The 23,202-nt window shown below is 44.2% G+C and carries 23 protein-coding genes, 1 pseudogene and 1 other annotated feature (1 of these 25 running past the window's edge); of the genes and pseudogenes, 23 read left to right on the top strand and 1 reads right to left on the bottom strand.

All coding sequences use genetic code 11. The features are described from left to right. The first annotated feature begins 332 nt into the window (after window positions 1-332). Together FPZ44_RS15680 and FPZ44_RS15675 are read left to right on the top strand one after the other, a co-directional pair. On the top strand, window positions 333-2,801 hold the full coding sequence (locus tag FPZ44_RS15680) for an EAL domain-containing protein (RefSeq protein WP_144991470.1): 2,469 nt from the start codon (window positions 333-335) through the stop codon (window positions 2,799-2,801). A 264-nt stretch (window positions 2,802-3,065) separates the two neighbouring features. After that, window positions 3,066-4,112: a lactonase family protein gene (locus tag FPZ44_RS15675; protein ID WP_144991469.1), complete on the top strand. Its 1,047-nt coding sequence runs from the start codon at window positions 3,066-3,068 to the stop codon at window positions 4,110-4,112. 264 nt (window positions 4,113-4,376) lie between these two features. Here FPZ44_RS15675 and FPZ44_RS15670 read toward each other — a convergent pair whose 3' ends face one another. Then, entirely contained in the window at window positions 4,377-5,621 is a 1,245-nt protein-coding gene (locus FPZ44_RS15670) for a chitinase (RefSeq protein WP_261378341.1), read from the bottom strand. Between the two features lie 65 nt (window positions 5,622-5,686). Between FPZ44_RS15670 and FPZ44_RS26900 the strand changes: the two genes are divergently transcribed. The 21 genes and pseudogenes from FPZ44_RS26900 (at window position 5,687) to FPZ44_RS15575 (ending at window position 23,024) form a co-directional block, all read left to right on the top strand. After that, the gene (locus FPZ44_RS26900; RefSeq protein ID WP_261378340.1) at window positions 5,687-5,815 is read left to right on the top strand and encodes a hypothetical protein; all 129 of its coding nucleotides are present in this window, start codon (window positions 5,687-5,689) and stop codon (window positions 5,813-5,815) included. 61 nt (window positions 5,816-5,876) lie between these two features. Further along, window positions 5,877-6,236, top strand: coding sequence for a hypothetical protein (locus FPZ44_RS15665; protein WP_144991468.1), 360 nt, complete (start codon window positions 5,877-5,879; stop codon window positions 6,234-6,236). 274 nt (window positions 6,237-6,510) lie between these two features. After that, window positions 6,511-7,209: an RNA polymerase sporulation sigma factor SigK gene (gene sigK / locus FPZ44_RS15660; protein WP_028595930.1), complete on the top strand. Its 699-nt coding sequence runs from the start codon at window positions 6,511-6,513 to the stop codon at window positions 7,207-7,209. 133 nt (window positions 7,210-7,342) lie between these two features. Continuing rightward, window positions 7,343-7,870, top strand: coding sequence for a hypothetical protein (locus FPZ44_RS15655; protein ID WP_144991467.1), 528 nt, complete (start codon window positions 7,343-7,345; stop codon window positions 7,868-7,870). A 213-nt stretch (window positions 7,871-8,083) separates the two neighbouring features. Continuing rightward, on the top strand, window positions 8,084-8,812 hold the full coding sequence (locus tag FPZ44_RS15650) for a carbohydrate-binding family 9-like protein (protein ID WP_186786069.1): 729 nt from the start codon (window positions 8,084-8,086) through the stop codon (window positions 8,810-8,812). Between the two features lie 140 nt (window positions 8,813-8,952). After that, window positions 8,953-9,102 carry a hypothetical protein gene (locus FPZ44_RS26500; RefSeq protein WP_186786068.1) on the top strand — a complete coding sequence of 50 codons (150 nt, stop codon included), beginning with the start codon at window positions 8,953-8,955 and terminating at the stop codon, window positions 9,100-9,102. A gap of 229 nt (window positions 9,103-9,331) precedes the next feature. Further along, the gene (gene spoVAC, locus FPZ44_RS15645; protein ID WP_261378391.1) at window positions 9,332-9,775 is read left to right on the top strand and encodes a stage V sporulation protein AC; all 444 of its coding nucleotides are present in this window, start codon (window positions 9,332-9,334) and stop codon (window positions 9,773-9,775) included. A gap of 66 nt (window positions 9,776-9,841) precedes the next feature. Continuing rightward, complete coding sequence (gene spoVAD, locus FPZ44_RS15640) at window positions 9,842-10,858, top strand: stage V sporulation protein AD (protein WP_144991464.1); 1,017 nt, start codon at window positions 9,842-9,844, stop codon at window positions 10,856-10,858. Then, window positions 10,855-11,205 (top strand): stage V sporulation protein AE, encoded by a 351-nt coding sequence (spoVAE, locus tag FPZ44_RS15635; RefSeq protein ID WP_144991463.1) that lies wholly within the window; start codon window positions 10,855-10,857, stop codon window positions 11,203-11,205. The genes spoVAD and spoVAE overlap by 4 nt, the downstream gene beginning before the upstream one ends. 348 nt (window positions 11,206-11,553) lie before the next feature. Then, window positions 11,554-12,507 (top strand): AAA family ATPase, encoded by a 954-nt coding sequence (locus tag FPZ44_RS15630; RefSeq protein WP_144991462.1) that lies wholly within the window; start codon window positions 11,554-11,556, stop codon window positions 12,505-12,507. A gap of 4 nt (window positions 12,508-12,511) precedes the next feature. Then, window positions 12,512-13,771, top strand: coding sequence for a DUF58 domain-containing protein (locus FPZ44_RS15625; protein WP_186786067.1), 1,260 nt, complete (start codon window positions 12,512-12,514; stop codon window positions 13,769-13,771). After that, the gene (locus FPZ44_RS15620) at window positions 13,771-16,128 is read left to right on the top strand and encodes a transglutaminase TgpA family protein (RefSeq protein ID WP_144991460.1); all 2,358 of its coding nucleotides are present in this window, start codon (window positions 13,771-13,773) and stop codon (window positions 16,126-16,128) included. The genes FPZ44_RS15625 and FPZ44_RS15620 overlap by 1 nt, the downstream gene beginning before the upstream one ends. 117 nt (window positions 16,129-16,245) lie before the next feature. Beyond that, window positions 16,246-16,764 carry a YqeG family HAD IIIA-type phosphatase gene (locus tag FPZ44_RS15615; protein ID WP_144991459.1) on the top strand — a complete coding sequence of 173 codons (519 nt, stop codon included), beginning with the start codon at window positions 16,246-16,248 and terminating at the stop codon, window positions 16,762-16,764. Between the two features lie 5 nt (window positions 16,765-16,769). Further along, window positions 16,770-17,885 (top strand): ribosome biogenesis GTPase YqeH, encoded by a 1,116-nt coding sequence (yqeH, locus tag FPZ44_RS15610; protein WP_144991458.1) that lies wholly within the window; start codon window positions 16,770-16,772, stop codon window positions 17,883-17,885. A gap of 66 nt (window positions 17,886-17,951) precedes the next feature. Next, entirely contained in the window at window positions 17,952-18,842 is an 891-nt protein-coding gene (aroE, locus tag FPZ44_RS15605) for a shikimate dehydrogenase (RefSeq protein ID WP_144991457.1), read from the top strand. A gap of 201 nt (window positions 18,843-19,043) precedes the next feature. Continuing rightward, on the top strand, window positions 19,044-19,343 hold the full coding sequence (gene yhbY, locus FPZ44_RS15600; RefSeq protein ID WP_144991456.1) for a ribosome assembly RNA-binding protein YhbY: 300 nt from the start codon (window positions 19,044-19,046) through the stop codon (window positions 19,341-19,343). Window positions 19,344-19,400: 57 nt separating this feature from the next. Further along, window positions 19,401-20,012, top strand: a complete 612-nt coding sequence (locus tag FPZ44_RS15595; protein ID WP_144991455.1) for a nicotinate-nucleotide adenylyltransferase — start codon at window positions 19,401-19,403, stop codon at window positions 20,010-20,012. Next, complete coding sequence (yqeK, locus tag FPZ44_RS15590; protein ID WP_144991454.1) at window positions 19,993-20,583, top strand: bis(5'-nucleosyl)-tetraphosphatase (symmetrical) YqeK; 591 nt, start codon at window positions 19,993-19,995, stop codon at window positions 20,581-20,583. Before FPZ44_RS15595 ends, yqeK begins: the two co-directional genes overlap by 20 nt. An 87-nt stretch (window positions 20,584-20,670) precedes the next feature. Then, window positions 20,671-21,018 carry a ribosome silencing factor gene (gene rsfS, locus FPZ44_RS15585; RefSeq protein WP_144991453.1) on the top strand — a complete coding sequence of 116 codons (348 nt, stop codon included), beginning with the start codon at window positions 20,671-20,673 and terminating at the stop codon, window positions 21,016-21,018. Next, window positions 21,015-21,884: pseudogene (locus FPZ44_RS15580) on the top strand (CvfB family protein); the annotation flags it as partial. The gene rsfS and the pseudogene FPZ44_RS15580, both read left to right, overlap by 4 nt. A gap of 381 nt (window positions 21,885-22,265) precedes the next feature. Further along, a complete protein-coding gene (locus tag FPZ44_RS15575) occupies window positions 22,266-23,024 on the top strand; it encodes a class I SAM-dependent DNA methyltransferase (RefSeq protein WP_144991451.1) in 759 nt (252 codons plus the stop codon). A 139-nt stretch (window positions 23,025-23,163) separates the two neighbouring features. Then, window positions 23,164-23,202: a binding site (T-box leader), on the top strand; it runs 219 nt beyond the window's last position.

Below are 23,202 nucleotides of genomic sequence, written 5' to 3'. Positions count from 1 at the left end.
CAATGAGTAATTAGGTTTATTTATATTTGATGATAGAATTGCTGCTCATGTTCTGCATCGTAGTAAAGTGTTGTAGTAATAAAGTATTTGTTTCATTTTGGGAATATGAATATTTTCCTATTTCATATAGGTCTTTAGATTCTGTTTTTTTCTGTCAATTGTACAAAAAGGGTTACTCATTTTGTCGAAAATATGCGAGAATAAAAGGTGATGCTATTCTAGTTCGTAGCATGAAAATAGTTGGAAGGTGAGTAACGGTAAAATTAACATGAATACATGTTCTTATGAAATTGTATACATACCTGTACACTTGATAGAGAAGAGGGGAATGGATGGAACATCATCATATGCACGGTACCTATGACACGATGCTTGTCATTTTATCATTGATAATAGCGGTTGCTGCTTCCTATACTACATTGGATTTAGCTGGTCGTGTCGCAATGACAAGTGGGAAAAATCGTACAAGATGGCTCATACTTGGTGCTGCTTCTATGGGGATGGGGATATGGTCGATGCATTTTGTCGGCATGTTGGCTTTTTCACTTCCGGTGCCAGTTTCCTATGATTTATTCATTGTCATTCTTTCTGTTATTATTGCAATCGCGGCTTCGTTTGTTGCGCTGTATGTGGTAGGACGCAAGCAGCTTAAGCTCCAACAACTATTAGTAGGATCTTCATTGTTGGCGACTGGCATATCTGCGATGCATTATGTTGGTATGGAAGCGATGCTCATTGATATAACCTATGAACCTATTATGTTCTCGATATCGATATTAATTGCAATTGTGGCTTCTATTGCCGCGTTATGGTTAGCTTTTTATTTTCGTAAAGAAAATGAAAAGTATGCTGTAAGTAAAAAGCTCGCCAGTGGGGTCATTATGGGCGCGGCTATTGTAGGTATGCACTATACGGGGATGGAAGCGGCGCAATTCCATATGGTCGATGAAAAGGTAACGGTCGCAGGGATGTCACTCGATCAACGATTGCTCGGTTATGTCATTACGGCTGGAACGATGTTGACATTAGGGCTGTCCTTAATTGGCATTTTTGTGGATAAGCGGCTGTCTCGAAAGGATTCACACATTAAGAAAAATGAGAAATGGTATCGGTCTCTGTATGAGAATAATCGTGATGGCATACTCTCTGTTAGTCTTAGTGGTCGAATTATTGGCTTTAATCCTGCTGCTATCACAATTACAGGTATAGATGGAGACTATTTTCATAATCGTTCGATTATAGATATTGCTCCTATTATTGTAGAAGAAGAGCGAAAACGTACGAAACGACTGTTTTTGCGTTCGTTCCGAGGCAAAACGATTAGTTATGAGACAGCTATCACGCACCAAAATGGTAGCCTTGTTCATTTGAGTGTCATTAATGTGCCTGTTCATGTTGAAGGTAAGATTGTAGGACATTATGTGATTGCCAAAGATATTACGAGAGAGAAGAAAGCAGAACAGAAAATTCGTCATATGGCGTTCCATGATGAACTGACTGGTCTGCCGAATCGCCGGAAATTTGATCAGGTGGTCGTACAAGCGATTGAAAAGTACAAAAGTTCCGAGCACACTTTCTCTGTGATGGTAATGGACATTGATAGGTTTAAAATGATTAATGATTCTTTAGGCCATGCTTATGGGGATCGTCTGCTCCAAATGGTCACGAATCGTCTGCATGAAGCAATTAGTGGGTATGAGGCAACGATTGCTAGGATGGGGGGGGACGAGTTCACGGTGGTGTGCTTCGGCAGTAAAGCAGAAATTGAACCTATCTCATCGGAGATTGCAAGCCGCATGCTGAAGGAAGCCCAACTTCCGTATCATTTGAAGGATAATGATTTTTATATAAGCGCTTCTATTGGAATAGCTATCTACCCAGAACACGGAACAGAGTCTGCAGAATTGATGAAGAATGCGGATACGGCCATGTACGAAGTGAAGAAAAATGGCAAGAACGGCTACCAATATTATTCCGATCACTTAGATGCTCACTTGCTGGAGCGAATTGAATTGGAGGCAGATCTGCGCAAAGCAATACAGCGCAATGAATTAATCATTTATTATCAGCCCCAAATTCATGCACATAATAGTTCATTGATTGGTATCGAAGCATTGCTTCGCTGGAATCATCCGATTAGAGGTATTATTTCACCATCTATTTTTATCCCTATTGCTGAGGAATCGGGTCTTATTGTTGAAATTAGCGAATGGGTTATGCGTCAAGCATGTCTACAAATGCGGAAATGGCAGCAGGAGTGGGAACTGTATATTCCCGTATCTGTTAACTTATCTACGCAGCAGTTTCATCAAAACAATCTCGCTCAAAAGGTAGAGCAGATCTTGCTGGAAGTTGGCTTGGAAGCGAAGTATTTAGAGCTGGAAATTACAGAAAGCATGATGATGGATATTTGCCGATCTACGTCCACATTGCAGGAGCTTAAAGAACTTGGAGTTCGCATAAGTATGGATGACTTCGGCACAGGATATAGTTCATTGAACTACTTGAAGATGTTCCCGATCGGCAAGCTAAAAATCGATCAATCTTTCATACGAGATTTAACGAATAGTGAGAGTGATAAAGCGATTGTGGCGACGATTATTTCGATGGCCCATCATCTGAAAATGAACGTCATCGCAGAAGGTGTAGAGACAGCAGAACAGCTTGCTTTTCTAAAGGAGAGCGGCTGTGATGATATTCAAGGCTATTATTTCAGCCGTCCATTGCCTGCGAAAGAGCTGCAGCGGGTGTTTTTGGGTAAGTGTAAACAAGATGGAAAGGTCGGAGCTGCTAAGTATTAAGTATTTGCTATAGAAGAATTGGGGTTAATAGCTTAGTAGTTCCATCGTTAAGATTTGACATGCTAGAAATGATAGTAGCACTCTTTTTCTGTGTGCGGCAGGAAAAGGGTGCTTTTTGCTATAGGGAGTTGCAGGGAAAGAGCTGTTGTCACTATAATTGGTAGGAATAGCCTGTTTTGCGGGAGTTATTACGTTATAACCAATCTTGAGAATATGTTTTGCTTTAAGGATTGTACCGTTTAAAGGAAGAAAGGAGCTGCTTTCGTGAGCGAATATTGGATTTTTACAGGTACTTACGGTTCGGCCGATCAGGAAGGTATTCATATATTGTCCTTAAACAGTGAGAGGAGCAGTTTGGAGAAGATGGTGGGTGTGACGGGTATCGATAGTCCGTCTTTCTTGGCACTTGATGCGAAGCGTAATCTATTGTTTGCAGCTAGTGAAACGATGGATGGAGAAGTTGTTTCTTATCGACTCGATCCGCAATCGCTTGCATTGAAGGAGTTGAGCAGGCAGAAGACGAACGGCGATCATCCTTGCCATATTAGTGTGGATGCGACAGGCGCTTGGTTGCTAGCAGTGAATTATACAAGTGGAAATGTATCTGTATTTCCCATTGATGAGAACGGGGCTATAGGGGAGATGAGCGATCATCTGCACCATGAGGGCAGTAGTGTACGTCAAGATAGGCAAGAGGCACCGCATCCGCATTCTATTTTTAATATGCCGAATACTCCATTTTGGGTTGTGCCCGACTTAGGTTGCGATCGGTTATTTATATACAAGCTGGACACGGTTAATGGCAAACTGTTGCCGCAGAATGTCATACCCACAAGCCCAGGCGCTGGACCTCGCCATGCCGTATTTCATCCGCATCAGCCGTGGCTGTACATTATAGAAGAATTAAGCTCTACGATCACAGCGTATCATTATGATCGTGAAAATGGATCTTTGCGAGAGATTCAACAGGTTACCACTCTTCCTGAAGGATACGATAAGCCTACGATCAGCGCAGATATTCATATTGATGCTGCGGGGGCTTATTTATATGGTTCTAATCGTGGGCATGATAGTTTGGCAGTGTACCGGATTCAGCACGATGGAACGTTGATTCAGGCGGGGCTTGTCTCTGTAGAGGGAGTGATGCCGCGCAACTTTGTCATCACGCCAGATGATCGCTGCTTGCTGGTTGCGAATCAGGATTCTGACTCGGTAACGCTCTTTGAATTGAAGGATGGTATTCCTGTGTATACAGGCGAGAAGCTGGAGCTGTACAAACCGGTGTGTGTGAAGGTGTGGGAAGTGAAATAGTACGACTTACCCGTTGATGAATAAGCATGAAAAATTTAGGCCTGTGTGTGGGCACTGCATCAATGGAATTTTTAAAAAAAGTATGTGAAAAGCAGAAAAAGCATCTCTACGCTATATCAAATAGATAGCAGTAAGAGATGCTTTTATTATTTGTATGTCATCTTTAATCTCTGAGTTTTCTTTGTCCTTATCTACATCGATATCGATAAGTGTTATCTCAATCCCTTCTTTATTGGTGTAGACAGGATATAAATCAATTGCAAACTAAAACGGCTGCATACCCAGCGTATCGACTTTCTCGGCAGAAACATCAATACCCATTCTGCTCGTTATATCTCGATAATGCCCTGCACGCCGCTTAATGGCGCCGTTTGTTTCATCGAGATTGGCTTCTAACCCGTTAAGTACCATAATGCTAACGCCGAATCCAGCGGGATGCAGCCCCCTGGCAATCTCATCAGCTGAAGGCTTCCATCTGCCGACCATAACGTCATGCGCAGAAGGTTTTGGCGCTTGTGGAGTCATCCAGAACAGAATCGCGGTTGCAAATCCAAGCTTGCCATCAGCGACGACAGACTCGGGATTTTTTAGGAGTACATTTTTATCCCCATATATGATTGCGCTCATCAGTCCATAGTTGAAGTTCCAACTTAGCATGATTGGGCCACGGCCGTAGTATCGCTTATCTGGGAAGCCAGGGAACTCTTTGCTGCTGGCAGGGTCTACGAAACTTGATTTGTTTTGTCCTGTTCTGCCCGCGATATTTTCATTCCAATATAGTCCCCAACGGAGCTCGCCGCCTGGCGCTTTGTCCCAACCACCGCCTGTTTCATGAGAGAGATTAGCTAACAGCGCAGCTAAATCGCGTTTGCGATCTTTCTCTAATCCTTCATTTAAGAAACTGCCAAAGTCGACAATTCGAGAAACGATAGGTTTGTTTTTATGTTCGACCGAATTGTAGTCAGCAGAACGAACGATAAGAGTCTCCGTCTTTCCTTTTTTATCGAGTCGAAAAATTTCTTGAGCAGAGGGGTTTCCTTCTCGATAATTGACTTTGTATTTAATATTGGCTACTAGCCGTACAGCGCCGATTAAATTTTCATACGAATAGTAGTCGCCTTGTTGGTCGTTATAATCTTTCTTACTTTTGTTAAAATGATGCCATTGTTGCGAGCCTAGCCTCATCGGGAATAACGTTTCATATTCCTTTTTAGGAAGTGCTGCTTGGACGGCATCAACTGCATTGGCTGGAGAAAAGTCCTCATCGATTCCTTCCCATAACATTTGAATTTGCTGTTTGCTTAAGATTCTGTTCTCTCCAACGGCTAGCTTGCTGCTTAGTGACTGTTCATGTTGGATTGTTTTTTCACTTGTGCAGAGGCAACTTCCTTGAGCAGATACTGTTGTTGCTCCCAGTGGGGCAGCAAGCAGGCTAGTGAGCAGTGCCATCGTGACAGCCTGTTGGCAACCTTTTTTTGTAAGCGGATACACAATAGTGCGCATCATCATGTCCCCTTTATTAAACAACTCATGTTCCTTGTTGTTGTTCATTTATATGGAGGGGGAAATGATTTATGACAGGGTATCTATATCTCCTTAAAAGTGAGCGGCTGTCACTGTCCAGTAATGCTTGTTTGAAAATTTTGAAAATAGTAACAGCTGAACAAATGAAGGGAAGAAATGGAGAATTAATCAATATGTAAAAATAGATATATGTGATATGATATGTCTGTTTCTAAATTTACATAATAGGGGGAATTAGGTTTGAAAAAGCATACTGTACTTATTCTGCTTGTCGTTCTTTCTGTATTATTTGTTGGTTGTTCTTCTAAGGAGACGAAAGAAAGTAATGTAACAATGGATGATTTCATTAAAGCGTATACGGATCAAGGTATAGAGGTTAACAAAGAGGATAAACCAATATTCTCATTGATCCAAGCCAAGGATGGGGTCATTTTTTATGTTGAAAATTCAAAAACGGCCATTTATGAGTACGCTTCTGAAGATGAATTGAATGAAGCAACTAAGGATAATGCTCTTACGAAAGATTGGGCAAAGAACGGCAGGTTTTTGTTGGAATCCAAGAATGAAAAAGCAAATGAAATATTTAAAAATGTAAAATAAATTCAAGTTAATTGTGAGCTCTGACCTGCCGGAGGGGAACTTTGAAAGAGTAAACCATCTGCAGGTCATCTTTTTTATAGGGCTTTGTGATGAACGCTTGAGTACTTTTCAGACTTCTCATTATCATTTTCTAACGTGAATCGAACCGTACATGCACGACTGGGCGGTCGCCTACATACAATGTATCACTGCGCTGCGAACAGCAGGTTGTGAAAGGCCAGATGTAGCGCAACATGCAGAATACAACGTCGTCAGACTTCTGGAGGTGGCCGGCATGGCGGGCTTATTTACAGCAATTGCACTCTTTATTAAGCAAATTTCTATGCTCGTGTCCTATGTGAAAAACAATGCATTTCCCCAACCGTTGACCGAAGAGGATGAGATGAAGCATCTGTTGCAGATGGCCGAAGGCAATGCACACTCACGCAATATGCTGATTGAACACAATCTCCGGCTGGTGGCGCATATCGTGAAGAAGTTCGACAATACGGGCGATGATTTGGAGGACCTGATTTCAATCGGAACGATTGGATTAATTAAGGCAATCGAGAGCTTCCAGCCGAACAAAGGGACGAAGCTCGCTACTTTCGCTGCACGTTGTATTGAGAACGAAATTCTAATGCATTTACGTTCATTAAAGAAGACGCGTAAAGATGTATCGTTACATGATCCGATTGGTACTGATAAGGAAGGGAACGAAATTACACTTATCGATATTCTTGGCACGGATGGTGACGATGTCGTTGACAAAGTACAGCTGAAGATAGAAAAGAGCAAAATTTATCGCAATCTTGATATTTTGGATGAACGGGAACAAGAAGTCATTCGCGGTAGATTTGGCTTGGATGGCGGAGGGGACGAACGGACACAGCGGGAGATCGCGCGTGAATTGGGGATTTCACGGAGTTATGTATCTCGGATTGAGAAGCGGGCTTTGATGAAGCTGTATCACGAATTTTATAAGAAAAAATAATATCCAACACACAAAGGCCGTACTTCCATCTGGAAATCGGTCTTTTCGTGTGAGGAAAGATATGACAATAAACTATCACTTGTCTTTCTCCATCTTCATATGTTGATGTAATCAATGTATAAGGGGTGGAGGTATGTCTAACAAACTTAGTATCCGGTCGAAGAAGATCGAGCTAAGGCGCAATCAACATGGAAAACATAAAAGAGGAGCAATTAAATTTGTCCAAAATCCAGGATTCACAGGGCCAAGTTTTTCTCCATGGGTAGATGTCGGAGAAGTATATTTATCCACTATCCGTCCGAATGTAGGTGATCAATCTGCATTTTTTGCCGTTCAGCCTGGAAGGTCGGCTTCTCTCCGTCAACGTGTGACTTTAGAAGCGCCAGGAACGTTGGGATATCGTTTAATTTACAGTATTTTAGCAGATCGGTACAACAACAGAGGGGCTTTCCAAGTTAGCTTTTTGAATACAGGCATAGGAAGAACGTTTCAATTGGCTGATGTTGGTTTTAGAAATTATCAAACCTTTCAAATTGACTTTACAAGTGCAGCTATAAACAATCGTTCTTTCGTTGACTTGGAGTTTCGAGTGAATGGCGCGGGTAATCGACCGTCCTTTTTATTTCTTGATACAGTAGTCATTGTTCCACGATCAAGTTGACGGATTAAATAATTTTTGTGGATAACGAGATATTAGCCGGGTGCTACTAACCCGGTTTTTGCACTTTATTTACTTTGCAAGACAATATGAATTTGATTGCAGAGACATGGTGCTCGGTGTAACCTAGTTGTATACATTCCCTGAACGTATGGCTCTCATGTACGATCAGGTTGATTTATCGCACATTTTATCACAGAAATGGAGTTATCAAATATGACTGTTATAGAGTATGGCGCAGTGTCTAATGGATCAGGGAGCATAGATGAAATGGCAGCAAGCACGAGCACAGTACCAGTCTATTTTTGTAGACATGTTGATCATGTGCCGACAGATAGTGACTGGCAGGAAATGCAGTTGGCCAAGTTGGTCGATGTAGCAACAGGGGAGACACCAAGACTCCAAACTACCGTTCAAGCATGCTGGACAGATAAAGCGCTGCATATGAGATTCACTTGCGAAGATGATTATATACATAGCCCTTATCACGAAAGAGATGATCTATTATTTCATGCGGATGTCATGGAATGGTTTATTGATGTAGAGGGAACGGGATTACAGTATTATGAATTTAATCTTAGTCCTAACAATATTGTGTTTGATGCGCTTATTATAAATGAACCTGACAAGCCGCGAGAGTACTTGCTGGAGTGGAATGCAGATGGCTTGAAGACAAGCGTTACTGAGCTAGAATCGTCGTCAGAGACTAATCAGCACACCATACAGCAATCGATACAAGAACAGGTGAGTGTTTATGCATACGTCATTGAACTTCCATTCACAGATTTGAACACGACTCCACAAGATGGAATTGAGTGGAGAATAAATTGCTATCGTATTGATGAGGATCCAAGCAAGAACCGTTCTTATTGGGCCTGGTCCCCTACAGGGGAAATAAATTTCCATGTGCCTGAACGATTTGGTCGCTTGCAATTTGTTCGATAAGTGTAAAAATATAATCGTTCCGAAGCCTTCTAACCACTGCAAAAAGTGGGGAGAAGGTTTCTTTTTATTATTGGGAATGTCGCCAAAAGGCGAATGCCACATACAATGAAATATTTACGTTAGGCAAAGGAGCGATAATTATGGTTTCTTCCAGTAAAAATAAATCTAAGTCATCCAAATCATTCGATATAGACGCGAATCAACAATTATATACGTTTTTGTTTGATATCCTTGCGTTGCTGCTGTTTGTTTTGCTTGCTTTTCTATTGTTGCAGGCAGCGCAAATGTGAATAATCAACCTTCTCTCCTCTGAAATAATTTGATCGGTGACCTCTTACGCTCTGAGCTCCCCATAATCTAACAATAATCTTTATTGTCATGGTTAACATATTCCCGCTTCATTGGACAAATACTGTAACAGACATCTGCCTGACAGATGCGATTAAGATGGCAGGAGGGTTGCCCGTGGCGACTTCGACGAAATCTAAATCCCCATTGTGGAAAGACGGAAAATGGAATATGTCCGAGCAGCAATATCAGCAAATTGCAAAGAAGCGGGAGCCAGCACGTTCGGTTTTCACCAACTGTATACGAGCTTTTTTAGTTGGCGGTACGATTTGCATTATTGGACAAGCCATTTCCCAAGCATTAGTGAAATGGGCTCATATGACGAAGGAAGAGGCGAGTGGCCCTACCGTTTGCATATTAATATTCATTTCCGTTGTTTTAACCAGCTTCGGGGTATATGACAAATTAGCACAGTGGGCAGGCGCTGGCTCAGCAGTGCCTGTAACAGGGTTTGCCAACTCCATGTCTTCCGCAGCAATGGAGCATCGATCTGAAGGTTTGGTTCTTGGAGTAGGGGCGAACATGTTCAAGCTGGCGGGATCGGTTATCGTTTTTGGAACGGTGGCGGCCTTTTTTGTAGCGTTGGTGTATCTCATATTTGGCTTAAAGCATTAATGAGACGGCTTCCTTACATGTAAAAACACAAAAAGAAGAACAATGCGCTCGAAAGGAGGATCACGTATGCATATTGGCCGCCAAACGTGGCTGTTCAAGAACAAACCGGTCATTATAAGTACGGGAACAGTTGTTGGCCCGGATGAAGGCGAAGGGCCGCTAGCATCGACCTTTGATTTTATCCATGATGATTTGGATATGCAGGAAAAGAGTTGGGAAAAAGCAGAGCGTAAGCTGTTAGAACAAGCAACCGAACTTGCAGTGCTGAATGCCAAGCTCAAAGACGACGATATTAACTACTTTGTTGGCGGGGACTTATTGAACCAAATTATTAGCAACAGCTTTGCTGCACGCAAGCTCGGGATACCGTATTTGGGCGTGTTCGGCGCGTGTTCTACAGCTATGGAATCATTAGCGGTTGCTTCTCTGCTTGTGGATACGGGCAATGCTAAGTATGCGATGGCTGGAACATGCAGCCATAACTGTACAGCGGAGAAACAGTTCCGATATCCAACCGAATATGGATCGCAGAAGCCACCAACTGCACAATATACCGTTACAGGTGCGGGTGCAGCAGTCGTTGCTCAGCAGGGGGAAGGCCCCAGAGTCATCGCTGCTACGATTGGCAAAGTTATCGATTTTGGTATTACTGATCCATTCAATATGGGTGCGGCAATGGCTCCTGCTGCTGTTGATACGATTCAAACTCATATTCAAGATTTGAAGCGCAAAGCTTCAGATTATGATCTTATCGTTACAGGTGATTTGGCGAAGGTAGGTCATGCAATTGCTAAAGATTTATTTGCACAGAACAACTTTTCATTGGAAGGTACTGTGTTCAATGATTGCGGCCTAATGGTGTTTGATACGGAGAAGCAGGCTGTACAAGCTGGGGGCAGTGGTTGTGGCTGCTCAGCCGTAGTAACGTATGGACATATTTTGCAACGGATGAAAAAAGGAGAACTAAAAAGGGTGCTAATCGCTGCTACGGGTGCCTTGTTGTCTCCGCTATCGTACCAGCAAGGAGAAACGATTCCGAGTATTTCGCATGCGGTTACGCTTGAGATGGAGGATGCAACATGACCTTTCTATGGGCTTTTATTGTGGGTGGATTGATATGTGTAATCGGGCAGCTAATGTTTGATGTTGCTAAGCTGACTCCAGCACATACGATGGCTATTCTCGTTGTAGCGGGGGCTATTATTGACGGTATTGGTTGGTATGATCCGCTTATCGAATTTGCAGGAGCAGGCGCAACGGTCCCGATTACAAGCTTCGGCAACTCGCTTGTTCATGGAGCCTTGACTCAACTTGGTGAAGACGGCTGGGTCGGTGCTGTCAGCGGTATTTTTAAGACGACAAGTGCTGGTATTTCAGCTGCGATTGTGTTCTCATTTTTAGCCGCTCTGTTCGTTCGACCGAAAGGCTAGAGATTCAGAAAGCTTGTTGTAAAAAGTGCATTCATATAGGATCAGTCACACTAGAAGAAACCGTCTCTTGTTAAATGGGGTTCCAAACCATTTACTAGGAGACGGTTTTTGTATGTATAAAAACCCAAGTCTATCTGTTTGGACAAAATAAAAATATTATTTGGGTCAAATGAGACGGTTAAATAAGTACTTAAGGTGACCTGATATAAATGTGAGTGAATAAGTATAAATACTCGTTGTTTTTGACACGTGTACGTTCGTCCTCGTATAGTGTAAAATAATAGGATGTAATCTTTATTATACAATTTTATACATCTATATTCATAAGTTGCCTGAGGAGGTTTCAGCATGAAGACATCCCCATTGCACGCTAGTATGTTGCATCTTCAATCTACATTAGAGAAATACATACTAGGGAAACATCAAGAAATTGAACTATTATTAACAGCGGTTATCGCTGGCGGACATATTCTCATTGAGGATGTACCTGGTACAGGTAAGACACAGCTTATCAAATCGCTAGCGCGATCTTTGGATGGACAGTTTCGCAGGGTGCAGTGCAATCCTGATTTACTGCCAACAGATATAACGGGTATGTTTATTTTTCATCCTAAAGATCAAGCGTTTATATTCCGCCAAGGTCCGATCATGACGAATTTTTTACTCGTAGATGAAATTAACCGAGCTACGACGAAGACGCAGTCGGCACTTCTTGAAGCGATGGAAGAGCATCGAGTAACGATTGACGGTCAAACCTTTGACCTGCCGCAGCCATTTGTCATGTTTGCTACGCAAAATCCGATTGAATTCGAAGGCACCTATGCGCTACCTGAGGCGCAGCTCGATCGTTTTATGATGAAGATTCATTTAGGTTACCCTGATGAAGCAACAGAAAAGATGATGTTGTTCCGTCATGTATTAGGTCAGCCGTCTGAGCGAGTAGAGACAATTGCTGATATCGATCTTATACATAAAGTTCAAGAGGAAGCGAAACATGTGCATGTCGATGATGCGATCGGCGGTTATATTATCGATATTGTGCGTGCGACACGCAAGCATCGTCTTATATTGCTCGGAGCTAGTCCGCGTGCATCGCTTGCGCTTATGCAGGCTTCTAAGGCGTATGCATGGCTTAAAGGCCGCTCTTATGTTACACCAGATGATATTAAAGAGATGGCACCACATGTGCTGGGCCATCGTCTTATGCTAAGTATGGACGCTAAAATAGAAGGTGTTAATGCCAAGTCTATTTTGGAGCAAATTCTTAAACAGGTGCCAGTGCCAATTCGATTGGAGATGTAGAACTATGACAGAGCACCAGCCGTTATTTTTTCGTCGTCGAAATCGTTATGTGCCTGTTTACGCTGCCTGTCTCATATATGCCTCATTGATCTTATACTTTTTATTTCAAGGTGGCAAAACTTCATTTATGCTGCTCGTGATGGCAACGATCCTTGGCTGCTACTGGATACTTGGCTCTAGAAATGGTATTAGAAAAGTGATAGGTACCCGTACTTTTGGCAGTGGGGTTGGCCAATCTTTTTCTGTAGGCTCATCTATCCCTGTACACTTAGAAATCCGTGTTCCTGGTTGGTTCCCAATTCCATATATCGTGGTAAGAGATGGAGTCAGTCGTTTTGGCAAACCGATACGGATTCACGAGTCAGTCGTTTCCCTAGATGCGAAACGACGTGCTACCGTTGAATATCGGATTGCTTTACACCAGCGGGGCAGTTATCAATTTATAGAAACTAGCTGCCAGACTAGGGATCTATTTGGCCTATTTATGCAGGAAGCGCGTTTTTTAGAGAAACAAGAGATTCATGTTCTTCCGCAAACGATAACGATAGCATCTTGGCCAACTTCTCCTTACTGGCGCAATATGCATCACCATGATCAAGTCAAATCCATTCATCGCAGAGAATCCATTCAGATGAGTGGTATACGAGAATATGTGCCTGGAGATCGCTTATCGAGAATTCATTGGAATGCTACCGCTAGAACAGGGGAATTAAAATCAAAACAATATGAGTTTGAAGGCATTCCACGTCTTATCATTGCATTGGATTGTACTGCTGAGGCTTATGCATCTGAAGAGCAATTCGAATTAGCTGTTTCAGTTGCTGCCTCCCTCGCAGAGTATGGACGGAGAAATAAACGACAAGTGAATGTTGTGGGTATTCATTCCGGATTGACAATATGGTCATCGGATGACGTACGTACGGAGACTCGCTCCTACCGTCAGTGGCTGGCTTCGGTACATCTTCATTCTACCAAGAGAAATAAGTCGGATGAGTCTGCTTGGATGAGTAGTTGGATGAGCCATTCTGAACTTCGGAGAGGCGGTATTGTAGCCTGGGTAGGCGGGGAGGAGAATTCTCGCCAGCTATCGGCTGCAACGCTGCTTAGTCAGTATAGTTTGTTCGGTAACTGCTTTGGAATAGGTCGTCACACATCTGATGATCAAAAAACAAATAACCAGGCCCAATTGGCACATCTAGGCTTCGATTATATTTTTGTTCCAGAGCTGAATCAGCTCCCGGTTCGATTGGGGGGACAGAAGTAATGGGGCTTGTTCGTTCAAAGGAAAGTCGTGAGAGCTTCGATCGTTCGCAACACCAGGCGCAGCAGGAAATGCATAAGGTGAAGCACCAAGTGAATTCTGAGGAGGCCCGGTATAACAAGCAGGCGAACGAGTATAGCGCTGAACGTAAAAAGAGTTGGAAACATGCGTTTTTTGCTCTTCATTGGGAGAAGCGTCTTATTGCCGTATGTATATACCTGATCATGTCTCAATGGACGACGGCACTTATTCCTTATTGGTATGAAGAGACGATTGAGATGACCAGAAAGATGCTGGACGGGGTTCTCGTACTGACCCTGTTGTTCCCAGCTGTTGCCTGGGTACGATTGTTAGCAGGAATATTTGTTGTCATATGGTCCGTAAGAGCAGGTGGACACGCTTATGAATTATGGGATTCTGTAGCAAGTTACGAAGGAGTCAGAAATTCTTTTTCTGACTATCATCCGTATGTTTGGCTAGTTGGCCTTATCTGGTGCACGTATGAAATATTTAATCAAACGGTACGCTGGACATGGCATGTCATGATATTGCTCGTTATTCAGTTTATTGTGTTTGGTGCGCTTGATTCCTTTACAGCAGATGAGCTGTGGGATCAGGTTGCGTGGCTGACAGGAGCATCGCTAGTATGGTTGATTGCCGTTCATTTTAGATCGATCAGTCGTCGGTTCCCTCATATGTGGCGAGGTTCTGTTCGATACCCGATTCAGATGCTAATCAGTGCTGTTGTATTAATCTCCTTGATTGTTACTTCCGGCGTCAGTATGCCGAGAGTACAGCCTATATTGCAGGATCCCTATACCACATGGGTAAACGGTGGGTATGGTGATGGCATAGGAGGGGGGACTTCACAAGCGAATGCTACTTCCGGATACAGCCGCACGGATCAAGAATTGGGTGGGGGATTCACCCTTGATTTTACGCCTGTAATGAATGTAACTTCGGATGTACGTGGTTATTGGCGCGGTGAGACTAAGTTTACTTACAATGGTGATGGTTGGGAAGATTCGGTCTCTCAACTAGATGAGCCATTGCCGAATGAACAGCTTTCTCTAGATATGCGTCCCGATGAATTGTTACCGAAACGTAGAATAGAGCAAAAAATTGAAATGCTGAATGAAGAGACGTATCAAGTATTGTTCGGTATGGGTACGATAACTTCTTACGAAATCATTTCATCTGAACAGCAGGGCACAGTACGATGGGGAGCTAGGGATGCGGAGCTATGGTATTATTCCAAGCCGGAATCGTATCCAAAAGCTTATAATATTGTCTCCGAGTCCGTCATACTAGAGCCGGATTTGGCTATACAAGCTACTAAGGATGGCAGCACTCCAGAGTATGGTCTAGATCAAAATTGGGACCCTTATTTGCAGTTGCCTGATACTGTTTCTGCAAGGGTGAAAAATTTAGCCTATGATCTTACTCGTGATGTAGAAAATGATTATGAGCGTGCTGTTCTTATTGAGAAGTATTTGCGAGAGGAATTTTTCTATACGACGAAGCCGGATTTAAGTAAGAAGAAGAGTGAGGATTTCGTCGATTCCTTCCTATTTGAAATGCGTGAAGGATATTGTGACTACTACTCTTCCTCGATGGCGGTAATGCTTCGTTCATTGGGTGTACCCACACGTTGGGTAAAAGGATATGCTCCTGGTACGAACACGTATATGATGGATGGGGGCCGTCCTGATCAGATGAACAGTCCTGCGGATGATCTTGGCAGTGCAACGTATCGTGTGACAAATGCTGACGCTCATTCTTGGGTGGAAGTGTGGTTGGATGAGTATGGATGGGTTGCATTCGAGCCGACACCAGGGTTCAATTTGCCGATTATTTCCGAAGATACAGACTCGGAGAAAGAACAAGCTCAAGAGCCTGAATTGAAGCAGGAAGAGAGCAAGCCAGATGAACAGAAAAAAGAAGAGTCTGAGGCTTCATTGCCAGCATGGGTAGAGAAAGCAGCACAAATTATTATTATGTTGAGTGCCGCAGCAGCACTTGCCTATATGCTGTTCCGTTGGTCTCAAGTTGGGTTCTCCCTGCGTTGGTTCCGCCTTCTCAGTAAGAAACTTTCCATGCGCGAGCGCATTATACTTGAAACCGAAATGTGGCTTAGTTATTGCCGTATGAAGGGGTGGCGGCGTGCGAAAGGCGAGACTGTTCGTGAAATGGTTGCGCGTTCATTTACGCAAGATGATAATCGCAGACATGCTGCGGAGCAGATAGTTGCTGCCTTTGAAGAGGCAAAATACAGTGGACGTGAACTGAACGAAGAGGACTGGCAACAATTGAAAAATGCGGTTCGCCGATTTAAACACCCTCGCTCGACGGTTTTATGATAAGATGAACAAAGATAGCCGTATTCGGTACGTGAGCTAAGCGACGAATACGGCATTTTTTTGCATGAAAAACGAACAATATGGTATAGTTTTTCGTATGAAAAAGAGGTGACAGCGTTGTTAGAGGGGCTTATTCCACGTTTGCGTGTAGGTACGGTTTATGATATCGACTTGGACTTGCTTCAAGATAAAGGATATAAAGGCATTATTACAGATTTGGACAATACGCTAGTTGGGGCCAAAGACCCTCTCGCGAACCCGAAGCTGGAAGCTTGGTTGGAAGAAGTGAAACGCAGGGGCTTTAAGTTGGTCATCGTATCGAACAATAACGAGCATCGCGTGGCGCATTTTGCGACTCCATTGGATATTCAATACGTGCATGCGGCACGTAAACCAGCGCTAAAGGCTTTTCATAAGGCACTCCGACTTATGGAATTGAAGCCAGAGGAAACGATTGTTGTCGGTGACCAGATGCTAACTGACGTATTAGGCGGAAATCGAATGGGAATGTTTACGATTCTCGTACAGCCGATTGCGATTCAGGATGAAGGCTGGACAACACGAATTAATCGAAGAATAGAACGGATTGTCACTGCTCGCTTACGGAGAACAGGCAAGTGGCATGAGGAGGACTAACATCAATGGGTAACGAAACTATACAGCAGTGTAGCGGCTGCGGGGTTAAGCTGCAAACGGACAAGCCAGCGGAGCTAGGCTATTTGCCACAGCAAGCATTGGAGCGGACGCCAGTTATTTGCCAGCGCTGTTTCCGTATCAAAAACTATAATGAAGCAATGAGCGTAACGATGAATAATGATGATTTCCTTCGTATGCTGGGCCGAATTGGGCAAGAGGATGCAGTTGTCATCCATATCGTCGATCTATTCGATTTCGACGGAAGCTTAATTTCGGGTTTGCAGCGATTCGTAGGGAACAATCCTGTTTTGCTCGTTGTTAACAAGATTGATTTGCTGCCTAAGTCAACGAACTGGAACCGTTTGACGAACTGGGTACAGCGTCAGGCGAAAGAGCATGGCATTCGTATTGTGGATGTCCTTTTAGTAAGTGCGAAGCGCAATCTAGGTTTTGAACGCCTGTTGGATCAGGTAGGTAACTACCGTGGTAATCGTGACGTTTATGTGGTTGGTGCAACGAATGTAGGTAAGTCTACACTAATTAACCGCCTTATTAACGATTACAGCGATATGGAACGAGAATTGACCACTTCCCGTTATCCAGGAACGACGTTGGATATGGTGAACATCCCATTGGATGATGGCAAGCATATCGTGGATACACCAGGTATCGTTTATACGCACCGTTTGACAGAGCTAGTGGCTAGAGAAGACCTTGGAACGTTGCTGCCGGACAAGGAGCTTAAGCCGAAAGTGTATCAATTGAATGATGGCCAAACCTTATTCTTCGGTGCTTTTGCTCGTATGGACTTTGTGGAAGGGGAACGTCAATCCTTCACGTGCTACGTATCCAATGCAATGCCAATCCATCGTACAAAGCTGGATCGTGCAGATGAATTGTACGAGCAGCACGCTGGTGACATGCTTGCTCCGCCAACGAAGGAACGTCTTGCTGATATTCCGGCATGGACTAAGCATCAGCTTCGTATTAATCGTGGCAGTGCGACAGACGTATTTGTATCTGGCTTAGGCTGGATCCGCTGCAACGGCAAAGAAGGTGCGATTATTAACATCCACGTACCTAAAGGAGTTAAGGTCATTACACGACCTGCATTAATCTAAAAATAATACTCCCGATATCGCAACCAGACACACGATTCAATTCGGGTGAAGGAGTTGGAGATAAAGATGGTAACGCCGACAGTGGTGAACGCTGCTAGCAAATCCCTTATATCCAGCAGCACGCAGCTGCTTGCCGTTATAGGAGATCCAATAAGACAGTCCAAATCACCGCTTATGCACAATGCTGCTTTGCAGGCTTGCCATTGGGATGGTGTTTATACTGCTTTTCAAGTGTCTTCGGAGCAATTGGAGCAGGCCATTGAAGGCATGCGTGCTTTGGGATTTAGGGGAATGAACGTTACGATTCCTCACAAAGAGCAAGTGATACACTATTTGGACCAACTGGATGAGAGTGCAAGCGCAAGCGGCGCGGTTAATACGATTGTGAATGACAACGGGACATTAATCGGTTACAATACGGACGGACTTGGATATGTACGTTCCTTAAAGGAAGAGTCTGGTGTCGATGTATCTTCTGCCTCGATCCTCATAATCGGTGCAGGGGGAGCGGCGCGCGGAATCGCCTACGCGCTGTTGAGGGAAGGCTGTCGCAAGTTGTATGTTGCTAACCGTACGAAGGAGCGAGCGTTTCAACTTGCTGAGGACTTAGCGGAGTTTGGGGCAGTAATCCCAATTGGCATCGATGAAGGGATTCCGGATTTGAATCCAGACGAAGTAAACGTGGTCATTCAGACAACTTCTGTTGGGATGCATCCCAATGTGGATGATTCCCCCGTTGCGTCCTCATGGCTGAGACAGCCTATGGTTGTGAGTGATATTATCTATAATCCACTTCGTACAAAGCTGCTTCAATCAGCTGAGCAGCTAGGAGCGACGGTTCATGAAGGTCTAGGCATGTTTGTGTATCAGGGAGCCATTGCATTTGAGCTGTGGACTCAGCAACCAGCTCCGACGGTATTGATGAGACAGACCGTCTATGATACGCTGGGCAAATGATTTGACTCAATTCTAAATAGGGTATAAAGAAGAAGGTTGTCCCATTCAGGACAGCCTTCTTACAGTGAGTATACTCAATATAGCATACTGTTCAACGTCTTCATTCCATGGATAAATTTCTTACCTAATGAAGGTATAGCTTATCCAAGTTTGCAGGACAAGTATATTAGGCAGTGACAACAGGAAGGATGAATAACATTCATGTTAACAGGTAAACAAAAACGCTATTTGCGTTCTCTAGCTCATAATCTACAACCTATTTTCCAAGTAGGTAAAGGCGGCGTAAACGATCAGCTTATTCGCCACATTGAAGAAGCGATTGAAACACGTGAACTTATTAAAATTTCGATCTTGAACAACTGTTTGGAAGACCGCTTTGAGATCGGTGACGAGTTGTCTCAACAATCTGGTGCAGAGCTTGTACAAGTTATCGGCAAGACGATTGTGCTGTACAAGGAATCTAAGGACAAGAAGCAGATTGTTTTGCCTAAGTCCAAATAAATAGACGAAACACGCTAATCGTGTGAAATAGAATGAGAATGGCTAGGGGGCTCGGTGATGCAGGTTGCCGCAAAGCGTATTGGAATCATGGGAGGAACATTTGACCCGATTCATCTCGGTCATTTGCTGGCGGCGGAGGCGGCCTACGAAGCAGCGGAGCTGGATGAAGTATGGTTCATGCCAACGCATGTTCCGCCTCACAAGACGAAGCAGCCTGAGGCGGGCCAAGAGTATCGCTGGCAGATGGTAGAGCTCGCCGTTGCCCCTGTAGATTATTTTCATGCTAGTAAATGGGAATTAGAACAAGGTGGCATTTCGTATACATGGGATACGGTGCAAGGGCTGCAGGCCCAATATCCAAATGTAAACTGGTACTGGATCATTGGCGGCGACATGGTAGCGTATTTGCCTCAATGGCATGCCATTGAGGAATTGATGAGTGCGATTCACTTCATTGGCTTGCAAAGGCCAGGATCGTCGTGGACAGTTGAAGCGCTGCCGCCAGCATGGCAGCAGCGAATTATTGAAGTAGCTATGCCCCAGCTTGATATTTCCTCAACGAATATTCGTAAACGTCGTAAAGATGGAAGATCTATTCGCTTCCTCGTACCGGATACGGTGGAGCAATACGTGAAGAGGTGGGAATTGTATGAAACTGACTCGCGATGAGCTTATGGAAGCGGTACGTTCCCAGATGCCAGCTTCCAGATGGAATCATACAGCTGGTGTTATGACGACTGCTGTTCAGCTTGCTGAACAATACGGAGTAGATCCGGCTAAGGCGGATTTGGCAGCGCTTCTGCATGATGTAGCTAAATACTGGCCTACGTCCAAAATGGAAGAGATCATTCGTGAGCAGCAGTTGTCGGGCGATCTCCTGCAACACGATAAAGTGCTATGGCATGCTCCAGTTGGAGCGGTTGTTGCAGAGCGTGATTACGGTGTGACCGATGTGGAAATATTGGATGCGATCCGATACCATACTTCAGGGCGTATGCAGATGACGATGCTGGACAAAGTAATTTGCCTAGCTGACTACATGGAGCCAGGACGTGATTTCCCAGGTGTGAATCGGATTCGTGAGCTATCAAACCAAAGCTTGGAGAAGGCGCTGCTTGCTGGATTGGACAGCACGATTTCGTTCCTAATCGAGAAAGGTGCACGCATTTATCCGTTAACTATAGATGCACGTAATGCCTTAATAGAAGAGATACAAGCAGGCGCTGCCGGGAATGAATAATGCTCAAGGTGTTTAGACACAGAGGGCAGGCGTAAAAGTGTTTGTACGGAAAATATAGAATGATAGTGATTACCAGGAGGCTAACTAATGAATTTGACAATTGAACAATTGCTTGAAAAAACAGTACATGCTGCAGAAGATAAGAAAGCGATGGATATCGTTGCGCTTGATTTGAAAGGTATTTCTTTGATCGCGGATTATTTCGTGATTTGTCATGGTAACTCCGATACGCAAGTACAAGCGATTACGAACGAAATTCGTAAAACGGCACATGAAGCAGGCGTAGCAGTACGTGGTACAGAAGGACTTAATTCTGCTCGTTGGGTGCTTGTTGATCTTGGGGATATCGTTGTACACGTATTCCACCGTGAGGAACGCGAATTCTACAACTTGGAGAAGTTGTGGTCTGATGCGAAAGTTGTGGATCTAGCATGACATTAACAGCTGGTACGATTCAACGCTTGCGAGTGGCACGTGAAGTGTCGCCGTTCGGTTATTTTCTAACGGATGAAGAGCATGACGTTATTTTGCACTATACCGAATTAACGCGCGAGATTCATATTGATGAAGAGCTAGATGTGTTCCTTTTCTTTGATACTGAAGATCGTCTTGCATCAACGATGAAGCGCCCTGCGTTGACTTTGAACGAAGTTGGCTTGGTGAAAGTCGCTGATCATACTCGTTATGGGTATTTCCTAGAGATCGGCATCGGTAGACAATTGTTGCTGCCTAAGTTTGAGCTTCCTGATTTTGAGCCACTTTATCCTGAAGTGGGCGATTCGGTTTATGTGAAGATGATTCACGATAAATATGGCCGCTTAATGGCAAAGCTTGCTACTGAGGAAGATTTAGCTCCATTGGTGTTCCATGCGCCCACAACTTGGATGAATACATGGCAGGATGCGATTGTGTATCGTGCTTTGAAAATGGGAACATTTTTCGTCGTTCAAGGTGGCTTGCTTGGATTCGGTGCTATTGGACTTCTCCATCAATCACAGCGTCCAACCCCGCTACGAATCGGAGAACGTGTCCGCGTCCGTATTTCTCATGTACGTGAGGACGGACGTGTAAACGTAACGTTGTCAGAGCGTAAAGAAGTTGGTATGGATCAAGATGCGGAGAAGCTGTACAAGCTGATCAAAGAACGCTCGAATGGGGCAATGCCCTATTCTGACGAGACTCCAGCAGATGTCGTCAAGCAGCGCTTCAATACGAGTAAGTCATCTTTTAAACGTGCCATGGGCCGTTTGATGAAGGCTGGACTTATCGTACAAGAAGGCAGCTGGACGAAGCTGACAGAGAGCGGAGAAGCTACAAGCATTGAAGATGCGATGCATATGCTGAGCATGATTCCGTCGCAGCCGAAGCGTCCTGAAGCTGCTTCGCAAGCCCCTCGTGGCAAGGCAGGTCAAGGCGGCGCTGCACGTAAGCCGTTTGGTTCAGAACGTACACAGCATGGTGAGCGTGGTCAGCGTAGTGCGAAGCCAGGCGACAAGCAGCATCGTACAGGAGCGGGAACTGGTACTGGAACGAGAGCGAAATCTTCGTTCGGTGAACAGCGCTCTGCTTCTAGACCTGCTCCGTCTACCAATCGTCCGGCATGGGCGGATCAAAATAAGCCTAAGTCGGATCGTTAAGGACGAGGCTAGAGCTAACCGCTAACGATTGGAGGGGGAAGCGGCATGAACGCTTACGAATCATTTGCACTCGTCTACGATCGGCTGATGGCCGATATGCCGTATGATGAGTGGGAGCGAATGGCGAAGGAAGCGCTTGAGCGCTATCGAATCAATCCAACGAGAATCGTGGATCTAGGCTGCGGGACAGGCTCGCTTACTCTACCGCTTGCTAAGGAAGCGGCGGAAGTTATCGGGATCGATCTTTCGGAGACGATGCTAACGATGGCCCGTGAAAAGTCGGATGGGTACGGACGTGCAGGGGATAAGATTCAATGGGTATGCCAAGATATGCGTTCATGGTCTATTCCTGAGCCTGCTGATGCTGTTTTCTCATTTTGCGACTGCATCAACTATATTACAGAGCTTGACGATGTGAGAGCGGTGTTTGAGCACACTGCAAGGAATCTTCGTTCTGGTGGATTGTTTATGTTTGATATGCATCATGCACGTCAATTTGAACAATATGAGCAGGAACAGCCGTTTACACTCGATGAGCAGGATATTGCTTATATGTGGCACTGTGATTATGACCGAGAACAGCAGCAGATCGAGCATGACCTAGCGATTTTTGTTCAGGATGCGAAAAGTGACCGTTATCATCGGATTGATGAGGTTCACGTTCAGCGTGCTTATGAAACAGAAACGATTATCGAAATGCTAAAGGAAGCTGGCTTCGAGCAAATTGAAGTGTTTGCAGACTTTGCATGGCAATCGGCTAATGAAGAGAGTATGAGGTTGTTCTTTACAGCTGTACGTCAGTAATGTGGTCTATAATGTTGGATGGCTTATATGCCTCTAGCAAGTAATAGAGAAAAGCCTAACCATGTCATACATTGACAATGTTCGCTTTTTTTCATATGATAAATTTAATTATCGAACAACGGCTGAACAATGGAATACATGGATGACGGTGAAGAGGAATAGTAGCTAGCTGAGAGTA

Source organism: Paenibacillus agilis, assembly GCF_007786455.1.
GTDB lineage: Bacteria > Bacillota > Bacilli > Paenibacillales > Paenibacillaceae > Paenibacillus_B > Paenibacillus_B agilis.
Note: the sequence above shows the minus strand (reverse complement) of the source record. Positions and strands in the feature narration are given on the sequence as shown.

Bases quoted from the DNA above. Each gene is read 5' to 3' on its own strand.
- FPZ44_RS15680 (WP_144991470.1), top strand. From the start codon at position 333: ATGGAACATCATCATATGCACGGTACCTATGACACGATGCTTGTCATT.
- FPZ44_RS15670 (WP_261378341.1), bottom strand. From the start codon at position 5,621: ATGATGATGCGCACTATTGTGTATCCGCTTACAAAAAAAGGTTGCCAA.
- FPZ44_RS26900 (WP_261378340.1), top strand. From the start codon at position 5,687: ATGACAGGGTATCTATATCTCCTTAAAAGTGAGCGGCTGTCACTGTCC.
- sigK (WP_028595930.1), top strand. From the start codon at position 6,511: ATGGCGGGCTTATTTACAGCAATTGCACTCTTTATTAAGCAAATTTCT.
- FPZ44_RS15655 (WP_144991467.1), top strand. From the start codon at position 7,343: ATGTCTAACAAACTTAGTATCCGGTCGAAGAAGATCGAGCTAAGGCGC.
- FPZ44_RS15650 (WP_186786069.1), top strand. From the start codon at position 8,084: ATGACTGTTATAGAGTATGGCGCAGTGTCTAATGGATCAGGGAGCATA.
- FPZ44_RS26500 (WP_186786068.1), top strand. From the start codon at position 8,953: ATGGTTTCTTCCAGTAAAAATAAATCTAAGTCATCCAAATCATTCGAT.
- spoVAC (WP_261378391.1), top strand. From the start codon at position 9,332: ATGTCCGAGCAGCAATATCAGCAAATTGCAAAGAAGCGGGAGCCAGCA.
- spoVAD (WP_144991464.1), top strand. From the start codon at position 9,842: ATGCATATTGGCCGCCAAACGTGGCTGTTCAAGAACAAACCGGTCATT.
- spoVAE (WP_144991463.1), top strand. From the start codon at position 10,855: ATGACCTTTCTATGGGCTTTTATTGTGGGTGGATTGATATGTGTAATC.
- FPZ44_RS15630 (WP_144991462.1), top strand. From the start codon at position 11,554: ATGAAGACATCCCCATTGCACGCTAGTATGTTGCATCTTCAATCTACA.
- FPZ44_RS15625 (WP_186786067.1), top strand. From the start codon at position 12,512: ATGACAGAGCACCAGCCGTTATTTTTTCGTCGTCGAAATCGTTATGTG.
- FPZ44_RS15620 (WP_144991460.1), top strand. From the start codon at position 13,771: ATGGGGCTTGTTCGTTCAAAGGAAAGTCGTGAGAGCTTCGATCGTTCG.
- yqeH (WP_144991458.1), top strand. From the start codon at position 16,770: ATGGGTAACGAAACTATACAGCAGTGTAGCGGCTGCGGGGTTAAGCTG.
- aroE (WP_144991457.1), top strand. From the start codon at position 17,952: ATGGTAACGCCGACAGTGGTGAACGCTGCTAGCAAATCCCTTATATCC.
- yhbY (WP_144991456.1), top strand. From the start codon at position 19,044: ATGTTAACAGGTAAACAAAAACGCTATTTGCGTTCTCTAGCTCATAAT.
- FPZ44_RS15595 (WP_144991455.1), top strand. From the start codon at position 19,401: ATGCAGGTTGCCGCAAAGCGTATTGGAATCATGGGAGGAACATTTGAC.
- yqeK (WP_144991454.1), top strand. From the start codon at position 19,993: ATGAAACTGACTCGCGATGAGCTTATGGAAGCGGTACGTTCCCAGATG.
- rsfS (WP_144991453.1), top strand. From the start codon at position 20,671: ATGAATTTGACAATTGAACAATTGCTTGAAAAAACAGTACATGCTGCA.
- FPZ44_RS15575 (WP_144991451.1), top strand. From the start codon at position 22,266: ATGAACGCTTACGAATCATTTGCACTCGTCTACGATCGGCTGATGGCC.